Source organism: Kitasatospora sp. A2-31, from assembly GCF_022288725.1.
Classification (GTDB): Bacteria; Actinomycetota; Actinomycetes; order Streptomycetales; family Streptomycetaceae; genus Kitasatospora.
Map to the genome: position 1 here is coordinate 42,284 of NZ_JAKNTA010000008.1, position 12,310 is coordinate 54,593.

Sequence of the window (12,310 nt, forward strand, 5' to 3'; positions counted from 1 at the left end):
CTCGGCGGTGAGGTGGCGCAGGAGGTCGAATGGCGCGGTGCCGGGGCCGGCGAGTTCCAGCGGGCGGACGGCGACCAGGTCGTCGGTGTCGGGATCGGCAGGCAGCGAGGTCTCCAGGAGCGAGGGAGGCGGGGTCAGGACGGGCGGCGCCGCGGAGCTGGCACGGACGCGCTGCTGCCGGTGCGCGGCCGGTCGGAGAGCGGCAGCGGGGCGGAGACCGGCCGGGCCGCGGTGCTCCGGGCGCGAGCCGCGCCGAACCGTCCGGTGCGCGGTGGCCGTTCGGCGAGCGTCTGGGTGGTCAGCAGGTCCCGGTGCCGCGCCGGGAGCTGCCCGGCCAGGCGGACGACCGGGGCCAGAAGTGCGGCGGTCGCGGCGGTGAGCAGCGGCTCGGGAGCGGTCGCGCCGAACCGCACCGTCCACGTGCCCTTCTCGGCGGCGCCGGTCAGCATCACCTCGCTGCCCGGGGCGTCCAGCGGGAAGGAGAGGGCTGCGTGGCGGTCGGGGGCGGAGACCAGTTCGTAGCCGTCCCGCTGGTGTCCGGACCAGCCGGCCGCGAGAAGCGCCGCGCGGGCGTGCTGGCCGACGAGGCGGCCCGTACCGGCGAAGAGGTCCGGGGCGTGGCGGATGCCGGTGGCGGCCTCGTTGAGCAGGGCCCGGGTGATCTCGGCAGGCACCTGGTGGCAGAAGCCGACCGACCAGCCGATCCCGTTCAGGGACAGAGGGGTCGGGTCTGGTCCGTTGGAGAGGGCGATGCCGCTGGTGCCGCTCACGAGGACGACGTGGGTGGGCGAGTTGTAGGGGCGGAACCAGCCGTGCTCGGCGGTGAGGAGGGACGGCAGGTCCACCTCACCGGGCCCGGCGAGGTGGGCGGGCCGGACGGAGAGGAGCGGGTCGGTGGAGACAGCAGTTGGCACAAATCTCGTTCGGTCAGGGGGCCGGGACTCGGCCTCGGCCCGGAATCGGGGTGGCCGGGCTCATAGGCCCGGCGGAGTAGACGACGACCGGGGTGGTGCCGGTCGGCAGGCTGGTGCGGGCGGTGGCGGCGCGGACCCGGCGGTACCCGTCGTCGGAAGGCGGCCCGGGATAGACCCCGCGCTCCTCGGCCAGCAGCAGCGCGTAGTCGAGCCGGGGCAGGAGCCGACGGCGGACCGTCTCAGCCGCCCGGGCCGGTGCCCCGCTGACAGTCAGTCCGAACGGCGTCAGGTCCTCCACCGCCCCCGGGTCCGTGCCGGTGGGGACCAGCGGGGCGATCAGGTAGCGGCTCTGGCGGAGCGGGCGCGGGAGAACGACCAGCTCCCGGCCCTGCACGTCACGGAGCATCCCGAGACGGTCGTTGGCGAAATCCAGCAGGGCCCATTGAGTGATCCCGAGGTCCCAGAGCCGCTCGTACACCTCGGTCAGAGCCGCAGACCTGCGCACGTCCGCCAGTGCCGGCCGCCAGGTACCGGGAAGTCGGCCGGCCACCGCTTCGGTGAACGCCTCCAGGGCGCGGCTGTCCCTCACCGCAACCGCCTCCGGTCCGCGGGGGCAGTCCGCAAAGGTCCGGCCGGATCAGGCAGCGGAGTGCGGGAGGCCGGTGCGGTGCCCGAGCGGGCGGCGCTGGCCGCCACCCGCTCGACGTCGCGGGGCCCGGCCGGGGACGGCGGGCTGACGGCCACCGGGGGCTCCAGGCCGTCGCCGTCGGCGAGGAGTTCGGCCGCGGTCGGCAGAGCGGCGCGGGCCTCGGCTTCGCGCCGGTCGACCTCGGCCTGCTCGGCGAGGGCCCGGGCGAGCACCCGCCGGGGCAGGTCGTCACTCACGCGGACGAGCGGGTTGTTGTCGACGACGGCGCCGTTCACGGCGGCGATCAGGTGCAGTGGCGTGCACGAGCTGAATCCGGCGCTCCACCCCACATCCGGGTCGCCCGGAACGATCCGCCAGGTGAAGCCGCGCTGTACGTCGGCGGCCAGCTCGACCGCCGGGTCGACGAGCGGGGCGACCTCGTACTCGACCTCGCCGTCGCCCGACCTGGTCAGCCAGAAGCCGTCGGTGTAGGACGTCGGCCAACCCGCTTCGGAGAGAGGCTCGTTGGCGTCTGCCCAGGTGCCCTCCATCGACACGAATGTGCCCGCGGTGTCGTTGACGGTGTCGAAGTGGAGGGAGTCGGCCAGCTGGCCGAGGAACGCCTCGATGATCTCCGGCGGGGTGGTCCGGCTGAATCCGCCGCGCCAGGCGGGGATGGCGAAGGGGTCCAGGGCCGCGGTGACCTGCCACGCCTGCTCCTGGCCGGGCCGGTACCCGACGCGGATGCGGTGGCAAGGGCTGGTGGCGATCACCTCGGTGAGGTCCCGGCCGAGGGCCGTGACGTGCCACCCTGACCCGCGCAGCGGCCCGAAGGCGGTGTCGACGGCCTCCCGGTCGCCGGGGCCGGCCAGGTAGCGGGGGCGGACCAGGGTCTCGGTGTCGGGGTCGTGGTGCGGCAGGTAGGTGTCGGGCAAGGGCCAGAGCTCCAAAGGGTGGTGAGGCGTGTCAGCGGCCGTGGGGGCGGTGGGCGTTGGGCATGGTCAGCGGCGGCGCCGGGGCTTGCGCGGGCGAGGGCTGGACCGGCGCGACGCGAAGCCGGGCGGCCCGGGTACGGGGGGACGCGGGAAGGGGCGCGGAGGTGTCCCGGGTCCACTCGTACGCGGCTTCGATGCTGGCGAACTGCCCGCGGCGCACCGTGTAGGCGGGGTTCTGGTCGTCGGGCAGCCGCCAGATGAAGACCTCCGCCGGGCCGGGAGGCTGCTCGGTGTCGGTGGCGATCACCCAGATCTCGTACGGCGCTTCGTGGCGGCTGAAGGTGTCGTGGACCTCGAACCGCTCGCCGCTGCTGCGCAGGAAGCCCTCCAGCCGCTCGGTCTCGGCGTCCAGCGGATCGCTCCACCCCTGCGGCTCCAGGACCCTGCTGGGGTCCGCCCCGCGTCCGACCAGCCAGTTCTGTGCGAGCGGGATCAGCGCGTGGGAGGTCATGCTGGCCCGGACCGTGCGGGTGCTCGGGTCGCGGTCGAAGTGGGCGGCGATGATCTGCGGTGCCCCGGGGCGCTCGTTGTAAACGGCGTACGAGTCGAGCAGGAGGAAGTAGTCGTGCAACCGCGCCCCTGGGCGGCGCAAGGTGTCCGACGCCCACTGCTTCGCGATGATCCACAGCGAACTCTCGGGGTCGAACAGCCGGTTGATGGTCCGGGCCGTCTCGGGGTCGACCGCGTCCAACTCGTCGAGGTCGAGTTCGTCGCGGGCGTCGTGGAAGGAGGCGATGTACAACGGGCGGTCTTTCTGATCAGGTCAGCCGGCGTTGGTTCACCGGGTGTACGTCGCGAAGGCGGAGCGCACCAGGGCTCGCTGCTGCTCGATCGGGAGGGCGTCGATCGCCGCGATCTTCGCCGTGATCGCGGGATCGAAGATGCCGCTGCTGGTGTCGGCCAGACCGGCGGCAGCCAGGATCCGGCCGATCACCTCGGCCTCGATCAGCGCCTCGCAGCTGTCGTGCACCTCGCAGTACATCCGCACGTGGGCGGTGACGCCGACCAGGGCTTCGGACAGCGGCCCGCGGTGGCCCAGCAGCAGACCCAGAGCGGCGAGGACTTCCTCGGTGGCACAGCGCAGCAGGTCGGTGTCCTCCGGGTGGGACAGCCAGCGCACCGCCCTCATGTCGTACAGGTCCTCCGCCAGTTCGGGGTCGTGTTCGACCTCGGAGGCCAGGAAGGTGGCGAGGGCCGCCGCGGTGGGGTCCAGGATCCCGAGGGCTCGCTCGAGCCGGGTGCGCAGTTCGCTCTCGTAGACGGGCAGCAGCGACTCGGCGAGTTCGCCGGCGGCCGTGGCCGGGTCAGCCGGAACGACGGCGGAGCTGAGCTGGGAGTTGCTGGCGTACACGGGCACGTCGAAAGCGATGAGGGGGCAGATCAGGAACCGGGCCTCCTCGGCGGCGGGCAGCACCAGGAGCCGGCGTCCGTCGGGGCTGTCGAGCACGGCGCTCTCCGCCATGGTGTCGCGGTCCAGTCCGAGGTCCTGGGCGTTGCGGCGGTCCCACACGCGGTCGTAGAAGTGATGGCGAAGGTCGGCGTCGTCGCGCAGGTCCATCGCGGTGGCCTCCCACCGGTCCGGGAGCCGCTGGGCCAGGGCGTGCGCGAACTCCGCCACGGGGCTGAGGTGGTTCTGGGGGCTGGTCATGATCGGATTCCTTCGGCGGGCTTCTTCTCGGACAGGTGGTGCAGGACGCGGGGCAGGGTCATCGCGGAGTCCAGGCGCCCGGCGGCGAAGTGGACGGCCTTCCCTCCGGCGCCGACGTCGCCGGGGCGGGCCAGGCTGTAGCCGACGGCGGTGTTGTCCTCGTCGCGGCGGACGCGGACGAGGACCCCGCGCTCGGCCAGCGCGGCGAAGTAGGTGTCGAGGTCGGCCGCCTCGGACAGCGCCAGGTGCATCTGCTGCTGGAGCCACACCCGGGAGGGCTCGCTCCAGCCGTGCCGCTCCGCCTTGATGATCTCGGCGCTGGTGGGGTAGCTGGTGGTGACGCGGGGTCCGGTGCCGACGGGCCGCAGCGCCCATTCGGCCTCGATCGCCCGGCACTCGGCCTGGGCGCGCGCCGCGTCGCGCTGCGTCAGGGGCCGGGAGCCGTCCGGCCGGACCGTGACGGCGGCCAGATGGATGTGGTGGACGGCGTGCCGGACGGCCACCCACCGGCACGCCGGGCCGTTCTCGGGCGCGATGCCGGTGGCCCGCACGATGCGCCGGGCGACCTCGGCCCATTGGGCGTCGTCCAGGATCGGATCCTCGGGAGCGGCCCGGACCGCGCAGTGCCACACCCGGTTCGGAGGCGTCGTCCCCAGCTCGGCGGCGCGCAGCCGGGCGTGCTGGTCGAGCCGTGCGGCCAGACGCCTGATGGTTGCGTCCGGGGCGCGGCCCGGGTCGGGGGCGCCGTGCACGTCCCAGGCGGCGACGAGGTGCGGATCGTCGTGCTCCTCGCGCCGGCCGGGGCCGTAGAGGTAGGCCAGCAGCGGTCGGATGCTGTTGCCCCGGGAGATGTCGGGGATCACGCAGCCTCCAGCACGGCGTCCAGGACGGTGTACGTCCGCTCGGCGAGGTCCGGCAGGAGCGCGAGTGCGGCCTCGCGCGCCGGCCCGTCGCCTGAGTCGCGGACGGTGGCGACGGCGGCGTTCAGCTCGCCGGCCATGCGGTCGACGGCCTCGGCGAGCGGGCGCCGCGGATCGCGCTCGGCGCGTGCGAGCGGATCGGTGGACCTGGCGGCGGCCAGGGCGGCGTCGCCGATGAACCCGGCGATCGTGAGGCGCTCGGCGGCGGCGCGCTCGCCGATGGCGGCGATGGCCGTTGGGGTGAACCGCACCGTGATCTGCACGCTGCGGCGCTCTGTCGTGCGCGGTCGCCGCTGAGGCCCGGCGGTGGCCGGCGACTCGGTGCTGTCGGTCGGGGAGATGTGCAGTCCTTCCAGGGAGTGATGGGGCGTCAGCGGCGGTTCGGTCGGGTGGGGCTGCCCTCCGCCGTAGCGGGTGCCTGCGCGGGGCCCGGGGTGGAGAGGGTGATCGCGACGGAGCTGTGCGCTGTGGCGCCGGCGGCGCGGGCGCTGGGGGCGGCGGTCAGTGGTGGCAGCGGGTTGTCCGGGTGTCCCAGCCGGTCGACCCAGCTCCGGGCGGCTTCGACGGTGGCGAAGCCGCCCTGGCGCAGGGTGTACGAGTGGTTCGCCGTGTCGACGTCCTCGTAGAAGACCCTGACCGGCTGCTGGCCCGGATCGGGCCGGCTATCGGTGGCGATGATCCACGTCTTGTAGAAGTCCGGGCTGTCGTGGGTGTAGTCGTCTCGGATCCCGAAGCGGTCGCCGGAGACGGCCAGGAAGTCCTCCAGGTCCCGGGTGGCCTGGTCGGTGCTCATGGGGTCTTCGGCGTCCACGGTGAGCTGGCCCGGGTCCGCGCCGCGGGAGATGAGCCAGTTCTGGGCGAGCGCGGCGATGGGGTGGCGGCTGAAGTCGAAGCGGTACGTGCCCTCCCCGAGGTCGCGCTCGACGTGGATGGCCGCGTACTGCGGGAGGCCGGGGACGTCGTGCCAGGTCATGGTGCCGTCGTGCACGACGTGGAAGCTGTCGGCGAGGAGCTCGGTGTGCGGGTTCGTTGTGTGCTGGACCGCCAGCGAGGTGTACATGTCCAGGCTGAGGCAGAGGTCATCGAGCCTCGACTCGTCGTCGGCGGTGACCGGTCGGAGGCCGTCGACGTCGAAGCGGGTCTCTTCGAGGGTTTCGTGGGTGGGGATGAGCGGGGTCCTTCGGTTCAGCGACGCGGGCCGGGGCGGTGGCCGGCGGAATCGGGTGGAGGCAGCGAGTCGGTGGTTCCGCGGCCGGGGACGGCGTCGCCGGGCGTGGTCCGGGTCCGGGCAGCCGCCGACCGCGGGGCAACGGCCTGGTCCGTCCCGCTGGCGACGGCGTACTCGTACCGGTTGGCCAGCTCCTGCAGATCACGGCTGGCGAGAGCGAAGCGGGCCCCGAGGGTCTCCAGTTCGATGCCGGTGAAGCGCAGGACGCCGTTCGTCTGGACCGCTGAGTGCTTGCCGTCGGCGACCTGGGCGAGCGTCTCGCGCGCTCGGGAGGCCGTCGCGCGCAGTTCCCGGTCGAGGGTGTCCACCTCGTACGACTGGCGCTCCATCAGATCGGCAAGAGCGTGCGCCGGTGATTCCTTGGGATGCCGGGCGTGCAGGTCCAAGGCGTCCTCGACGCCGAACCTGTCGCGAAGGAGCTGCTGGCCGGCGAACACTCGCCGCTGCGGTCGGGGCGCCGCAGGCTCCGGGCTGGAGGCCGGGGCCGTCAGGATGAGGCGGATCCGTTGCACGTTGCCGAGCCACTGCTCGCCTCGCTCCCGGACGTACCAGCGGTCCACCTCGGCGTCGGCGTGGGCGAGGACACGGTCGAGGGCTGCGGCAGCCTTCGGCCGGAGAACCGTCGGCAGAGGTGGGACCGGCTCGCGCGGGCCGCTGTTGAGGTTGACGTCGCCGCCGTCCGGGCACTGCGAGGCGATGACAGCCGCGGCGGCGACGACCTCCTGCGCCAGGTCGGTGTCGAGCGGGCCCTCCGGCATGGCGACCGCGACGTCGAAGAGGCGGTGGAGCCACGGCGGTAGCTCGCTGTCGAAGAGGCTGTCGAAGCGCTCGGCGGTGCCGACGGCGGCGTCGTTGTGGAACGGACCGGTGTCCCAGCTTCCGATGAGGGGTCTCCTGAGCGTGGTCGAAGGCCGGGCCCGGCGGGCCCGCTGAGGTGAAGACGGCGGTCAGCGCAGGGACCGGGCCGCCGGCGGCGACACGGAGACCACGACGGCTGCGGGCTCCTCCGGCGCTGCGGGAAGTACGGCTGGCCGAGCACGGGCGGCGGCCGAGCGAGCGGCGGTCGTCGTGGTGGTCAGGGCCTCGTACCTGGTCTGCCCCTGGGGAGTGAGAGTCAGATCGTGGCCCCGGAAGAGGTCCTTGCGGGCGTAGTGGTCCACCAGGCCCTTGCCGATCAGGGCATCGACGGTGGCGACCTTGACGTCGGCCCCGCCGGCCACGACCCTGACCGACCCGCGCGCGCCCTTAAAGATGGTGACGGTGGACGAGCCGACCAGCCGCAACGCCTCCTCCTGCCGCGGCGGCAGGCGGCCGTGCGCTGGTGCCGCCTTCGCTGCCGGCACCGGGGCCGGCGGCGCGACGAAGGCGGGCAGCTCCTTGTAGACGCCGATCAGCGCGGTGAGCGAGCGGTGCAGTTCGGTGCGGCGCGTGACCAGGAGGTCGATGTCGAGAGCGCCGTTGCGCAGGATGCCGTTGGTGACGGGCATGGCGGTGTCGCGGCCGGCCGCGATGCGCTGGAGGTCGTCGCGCAGAGCAGCGGCCAGAGCGACCAGCCGGGTCTGCACGTCGTCGAGCTTGACGGCGGTGGAGGCGATCTGGTCGGCGACCGCGCCGTGGAGGGTCGCTGTGCCGTGCCCGGGAAGGTCGCGGGGCTCGACCTGGAGCTCGGACCACACCGTCCGGTTGCCGAGGTCGGTATTGCCGGGCACCCGGGGCCTCCACGGGGCGATCGGGCGCCCGCTGTCCGCGCTCACGCCGCCGCCAGCTGGCCGGAGGCGATGATGGCGATGCCGGTGGCGACGGCGTCCTGGATCGTGTCCACCAGCGGGACGCCAGCGGTGGCCAGCCGGGTCGCGCCGTGAAGCCCTGCGGTGTGCAGCACCGGGACGGCTCCGACGGCGTGCGCGGCGACGGCGTCGTCGACGCTGTCCCCGATCACCAGGGTCCGCGCCGGATCGACCCCCGGGCCGAGGGCCCGCAGGTGCTCGATCATGGCGGGCGCCTTGCTCGCCACCGCTGCTCCGGGGCGGCCGTCGATCCGCTCCAGCAGGCCGGTGATGCCCGCCTTGGCCACTTCACCGACGAGCCGCTCGTGCGGGGCCAGCGACAGCAGGCTCTGCCGCACACCCCGGGCGCGCAGGCCCATCATCAGCTGCCGGGCGCCCCGCTGGAGCCGGACCGTCCGGCGGGCGAGTTCGGCGAGGAAGGCGTCATCGGCGGCGTGCCACTCCTCGTCGCCGAGCTGGCGGCCGAGCAGGTCGGCGTAGAAGTCGCGGATGGGCATCCGGTGCAGCGCCTGGTAGGTCTCCACGCTGATCGGCTCACCGCCCAGACCGGGCAGGGTCGCGTTCAGGGCTGCGACGTGATCGTCCAAGTCGGCCCGAAGTGTCCCGTTCCAGTCCCAGATGATGGTGATCGGCGCGGGCGTGGCCTTGGTGGTGCGGTTGGGCAAGAAGTCCAGCTCCAAGAAGAAAGGGGTAGATCAGGGAAGCGAGAGCCGGCGGCGTCCCGCGACGAGTGCGGCAGCGGCCAGCGCGGCGCCGAGCAAGGGGACGGCGGCCGTGGCGGTGTGGCCGTGCGCGGAGAACTGGCCGGCGAGGGCGGTGCCCGCTGCCTGGCCGAGACCGATCACCGCGATCAGCCAGGCGGCGGCCTCGGTGGCGGTGCCGCTCGGCGCCAGGGCGTCGCAGGCGACGAAGGCTGAGGCCAGCCACGGGGCGAGGAACAGGCCCGGCAGGACGCTTGCCGTGATCATCAGCCACGGAGGGGCGGGCAGCAGCAGGACAGCGAAGGCGCAGGCGTACGCCGTGCCGACCGCGGGCAGGGCGCGGCCCGGCGGCCACGGGTGCTTGAGCTTGGCCCAGGCAGCGCCGCCGACGAGGCTGCCGAGCGACAGTGCGGCCGGAAGCACTCCGGCGAGCCACCCTTCGTGGTGCCGGTCAGCGTAGGACAGGGCCAGGACGGTGAAGGAGCCGAGCGTCACCCCGAAGAACACCGAGGCCGTGAGCAGGACCAGCAGACCGGGCGAGCGCAGCGGCCCGAGCCAGTGGACCGTGCGTGCCGCGGTCCGGACGCTGGCGGGAGGGCGGGCGGCGACGGCCAGGGTGCCCGCGCTGCCGGCCGCTGCGCAGGCGACCAGCGCCAAGTCGGGCGAGGCGAGCAGGCACACGGCGGTGACCAGCAGCGGTCCGGCGACGAACACCACCTCCTGGGAGGCGGAGTCGAGGGCGAAGACCTTGTGGTGGTGGCGCGGTTCGACCAGCCGGGTCCACATCGCCCGCAAGCCCGCCTCCAGCGGCGGGGTGGCCGCACCCGCGACGACCGACAGCATGGCGGCGGCCAGCGGCTGGGCCGCGCAGTCCACGAAGGCCAGTGCGACGGACGCCGCGCCGGAGACGGCTGCTGCGGGCACCGCGACGGCGGCCAGGGTGGAGCGGTCGACCACTCGGCCGAGCAGCGGCTGCCCGATCGCCCCGGCCAATGCGTACAGCGCGGCCAGGACGGCTCCGACCGCGGTGGAGGCATGGTCGGCCCGGGCCGCCAGGAGGACGGCGATCGGGGCCATCGCCGCGGGCAGACGACCCACCAGGGTTCCCGCCAGCAGCGGCGTGACGTGCGGGGTCCGAAGGATGGATCGCCCACCTGCCCGGCCGGAGCCTGCCGGAAGCGCTGGCCGGAGGCGTTCGGGATCCGCCGCTGAGGCCGTGGCCGGCGTGGGGGTGCTGCTCGTAGGGACAGAGGACGGGGAAGGCGGGATCATGAACCTCGGGGTGGGGGTCGCGGGCCGGGCGGTCGGGGTTCGTCAGCGGCGGTGCGCCGAGGCGGCGACGAGCAGCGGAGCGGGCGGCTGCGGAGCCGGGGCGTGGGAGAAGGAGATGTGAAGGGTGATGCTGCGCAGGTCCGCCGCCGCTGCTCGGGTGCTCACCGGCCGCTCCGCGTTCTGCAGTTCGGAGAACAGGTCGCCCTGTGCCGGGCTCTGCACGACGACGGCGGCGCGGCCGGCGGCGGCCAGCGCGGTGCCGGGCTTGGCCGGTGCGGACGGGGTGTGGGAGCCGGAGGTCCAGGCCGCCAGGGCGCCGTACACCCGGCCGATCGCCAGCCCCGCCTCGGTGGCGCTCCACCGGTAGGTGCGGCGGGTGCCGCTGCGGGCCACGAGGCCGCGCTCCTCCAGCGCGAGCAGCCGCTGGTAGGCCGCCGCCTTGTCGCGGGCGCTCAGGGAAGGGACCAGGTTCGGGTAGGGCATCGGCGCGCTGCCCGCCAGTTCGCTCAGCAGGGGCACGGTGTGGGAGCTGGCCAGCAGGCCCAACGCCTCCTCGATCATCTCCGGCGCCTCTTCGGCTTCGACACCCTGTCGGGGGTAGCGCTCGGCCCAGGCAAGGGCCGAGGCGTACACGGGCGCCAGCGCCTGGCCCTTGGGAGACAGCGAGAGGTCGAACCACGCCGCGGCACTGTTGCTCGGGGTCCGGGTGATGATGTCGGCTCCGGCGAGCGCGCGGAGAGCCGAGTAGGCGCTGCTCGTCGGAATGAACGGGTCGGCCGCCAGGAGGTCGCCGCTGGTCGTCGTGCCCTGGCGCAGCGCGTGGACGATGCGGGTGGCCCACCGGATGGAGAGGACCTCGGCGGACCGCTGGACGGTGCTGGTGGAGGGCTTCGACGTGGCGGGCAGGACGGCGGTGGCGGTCGACACGGGGTGATCTCCGATTCAGGCGTGCGGTTGGGCAGTTGGGCGGCGTCAGCGCTGGCGGGCGGCCGGGGAGAGAGCGACGGCCGGAGACACTCCTGCCGGCACGTGGGCAGAGGCGGCGGACTGGGCCGGGGAGGTCCGGGTGGAGGAGGCGAGGGCGGCCTGGAAGCGGGCCGGCATTCCGCGCCGCACCTCCTGGCCGGCGGCCTGCCGAAGGCGGCGGGCCGCGGTCTCGTAGACCGCGACCCCCCTGCGTTCACCGACGGCGACCAAGTGGATGCCCTGCAGATGGCGCGGGTTGTGGGGTGCGCGGCGCTCCACGTAGACGAGCCGGTAGTCCAGCGCGTCGTCGAGGTAGAGCTTCCGGGCACCGCGCAGGTCGCGCTCGCCCTGCTCTTCGAGGAGGGGGCCTCGGACCTCGGCGCGTACCAGCCGACCGAGGTAGCTCAGGGCGAGCATCCGCACGTGCTGCGGCACGGACAGCAGGTCGTCCAGGGCCTCGGGGTGCGCGCTGAACCCCGCCAGGGGCCGGGTGGGTGTGGTCACCGGACGGACCTGCGAGCCGAGGTCGCCGCCGCTGCGGCGAGGGCGGGAGCGGGTTCCGCAGCGGCCGTGTGGCGCTGGCCGGTCGCTGTGCGGGTTCGCGCGGCGTTGGCCTGCGGGCTGACCACGACGGACACGTTCCCGTCGGCGACCGGGGGCAGCGGGGTGCGCCGGTTCTCCAGCCACTGCTGGGCCTCCTGCGGCGAGGCGAAGGAGCCCTCGCGCAACTTGTACCCGCGGTCCGGGTCGACGGTCTCCAAGTGCAGCAGGAAGGGCCGCTCGGCGCCGGCGGCGCTGCCGTCGCGCAGCATCGCCCAGGTCTCGCCGGGCTCGGCGCCGTGGTCGACCAGCCGGTAGCGGGAGCCGGACTCCAGGAGGCGGGCGGCGGCGGAGGCGCTGCGGGCGTCGGCCGGGGCGCCGGGGTGGCCGGAGCGGTCGAGGAAGGGGTCGGTCTCGGCGCCGCGCTGGACGAGCCAGGCCGCGGCCAGGGCGAAGGTGGGCAGGGTCTCAGTGGCGAGGGTGAAGGTCTTGCCGTCCTCGCCGTAGTGCAGGTGCGCGGCGACCGCGGAGTAGCCGGAGACGTCCGCGAAGAGGAGGAAGTCCTCCGCGCCGCCGTCGTGGTCGAGGTGCACCTCGGTCAGCAGCTCGTACGCATCCTCCGCGGCGAGGAACTGCACCTGGGCCTCGGCGGAGGCGGCGTCCGCGGGACGCCGTCCGGGCAGGTTGAAGTCGGGCAAGGGTCGGCTCTTT

General features: G+C 74.1%; 15 protein-coding genes. All 15 read right to left on the bottom strand.

Annotated features, from left to right (window positions below; translation table 11 throughout):
* Positions 1 to 134 precede the first annotated feature (134 nt).
* Complete coding sequence (locus MCM47_RS22535; RefSeq protein ID WP_238863497.1) at positions 135 to 914, bottom strand: hypothetical protein; 780 nt, start codon at positions 912 to 914, stop codon at positions 135 to 137.
* Between the two features lie 13 nt (positions 915 to 927).
* Positions 928 to 1,503: a hypothetical protein gene (locus MCM47_RS22540; RefSeq protein WP_238863498.1), complete on the bottom strand. Its 576-nt coding sequence runs from the start codon at positions 1,501 to 1,503 to the stop codon at positions 928 to 930.
* Positions 1,500 to 2,477, bottom strand: a complete 978-nt coding sequence (locus MCM47_RS22545; RefSeq protein ID WP_238863499.1) for a DUF317 domain-containing protein — start codon at positions 2,475 to 2,477, stop codon at positions 1,500 to 1,502. Before MCM47_RS22545 ends, MCM47_RS22540 begins: the two co-directional genes overlap by 4 nt.
* A gap of 31 nt (positions 2,478 to 2,508) precedes the next feature.
* Positions 2,509 to 3,279: a hypothetical protein gene (locus MCM47_RS22550; protein ID WP_238863500.1), complete on the bottom strand. Its 771-nt coding sequence runs from the start codon at positions 3,277 to 3,279 to the stop codon at positions 2,509 to 2,511.
* A 36-nt stretch (positions 3,280 to 3,315) separates the two neighbouring features.
* A complete protein-coding gene (locus MCM47_RS22555; protein WP_238863501.1) occupies positions 3,316 to 4,185 on the bottom strand; it encodes a hypothetical protein in 870 nt (289 codons plus the stop codon).
* Positions 4,182 to 5,048 (bottom strand): hypothetical protein, encoded by an 867-nt coding sequence (locus MCM47_RS22560; RefSeq protein ID WP_238863502.1) that lies wholly within the window; start codon positions 5,046 to 5,048, stop codon positions 4,182 to 4,184. The genes MCM47_RS22555 and MCM47_RS22560 overlap by 4 nt, the downstream gene beginning before the upstream one ends.
* Positions 5,045 to 5,368, bottom strand: a complete 324-nt coding sequence (locus tag MCM47_RS22565) for a hypothetical protein (protein WP_238863503.1) — start codon at positions 5,366 to 5,368, stop codon at positions 5,045 to 5,047. The genes MCM47_RS22560 and MCM47_RS22565 overlap by 4 nt, the downstream gene beginning before the upstream one ends.
* Before the next feature lie 107 nt (positions 5,369 to 5,475).
* Positions 5,476 to 6,165: a hypothetical protein gene (locus tag MCM47_RS22570; protein ID WP_051816694.1), complete on the bottom strand. Its 690-nt coding sequence runs from the start codon at positions 6,163 to 6,165 to the stop codon at positions 5,476 to 5,478.
* A 125-nt stretch (positions 6,166 to 6,290) separates the two neighbouring features.
* Positions 6,291 to 7,217, bottom strand: a complete 927-nt coding sequence (locus MCM47_RS22575; RefSeq protein ID WP_238863797.1) for a DUF4259 domain-containing protein — start codon at positions 7,215 to 7,217, stop codon at positions 6,291 to 6,293.
* A 63-nt stretch (positions 7,218 to 7,280) separates the two neighbouring features.
* Positions 7,281 to 8,042, bottom strand: coding sequence for a hypothetical protein (locus MCM47_RS22580; RefSeq protein WP_238863504.1), 762 nt, complete (start codon positions 8,040 to 8,042; stop codon positions 7,281 to 7,283).
* A gap of 41 nt (positions 8,043 to 8,083) precedes the next feature.
* On the bottom strand, positions 8,084 to 8,800 hold the full coding sequence (locus MCM47_RS22585) for an HAD family hydrolase (RefSeq protein WP_238863505.1): 717 nt from the start codon (positions 8,798 to 8,800) through the stop codon (positions 8,084 to 8,086).
* 15 nt (positions 8,801 to 8,815) lie between these two features.
* Complete coding sequence (locus MCM47_RS22590; RefSeq protein ID WP_238863506.1) at positions 8,816 to 9,919, bottom strand: MFS transporter; 1,104 nt, start codon at positions 9,917 to 9,919, stop codon at positions 8,816 to 8,818.
* 216 nt (positions 9,920 to 10,135) lie between these two features.
* On the bottom strand, positions 10,136 to 11,020 hold the full coding sequence (locus MCM47_RS22595; protein WP_238863507.1) for a helix-turn-helix domain-containing protein: 885 nt from the start codon (positions 11,018 to 11,020) through the stop codon (positions 10,136 to 10,138).
* Positions 11,021 to 11,065: 45 nt separating this feature from the next.
* Positions 11,066 to 11,563, bottom strand: coding sequence for a hypothetical protein (locus MCM47_RS22600; RefSeq protein ID WP_238863508.1), 498 nt, complete (start codon positions 11,561 to 11,563; stop codon positions 11,066 to 11,068).
* Positions 11,560 to 12,297 (bottom strand): hypothetical protein, encoded by a 738-nt coding sequence (locus tag MCM47_RS22605; protein WP_238863509.1) that lies wholly within the window; start codon positions 12,295 to 12,297, stop codon positions 11,560 to 11,562. The genes MCM47_RS22600 and MCM47_RS22605 overlap by 4 nt, the downstream gene beginning before the upstream one ends.
* Positions 12,298 to 12,310 lie beyond the last annotated feature (13 nt).

What these genes read in the sequence shown, in the direction of transcription:
- MCM47_RS22555 (WP_238863501.1), bottom strand. Translation starts at nt 4,185, where the DNA reads ATGACCAGCCCCCAGAACCACCTCAGCCCCGTGGCGGAGTTCGCGCAC.
- MCM47_RS22570 (WP_051816694.1), bottom strand. Translation starts at nt 6,165, where the DNA reads ATGTACACCTCGCTGGCGGTCCAGCACACAACGAACCCGCACACCGAG.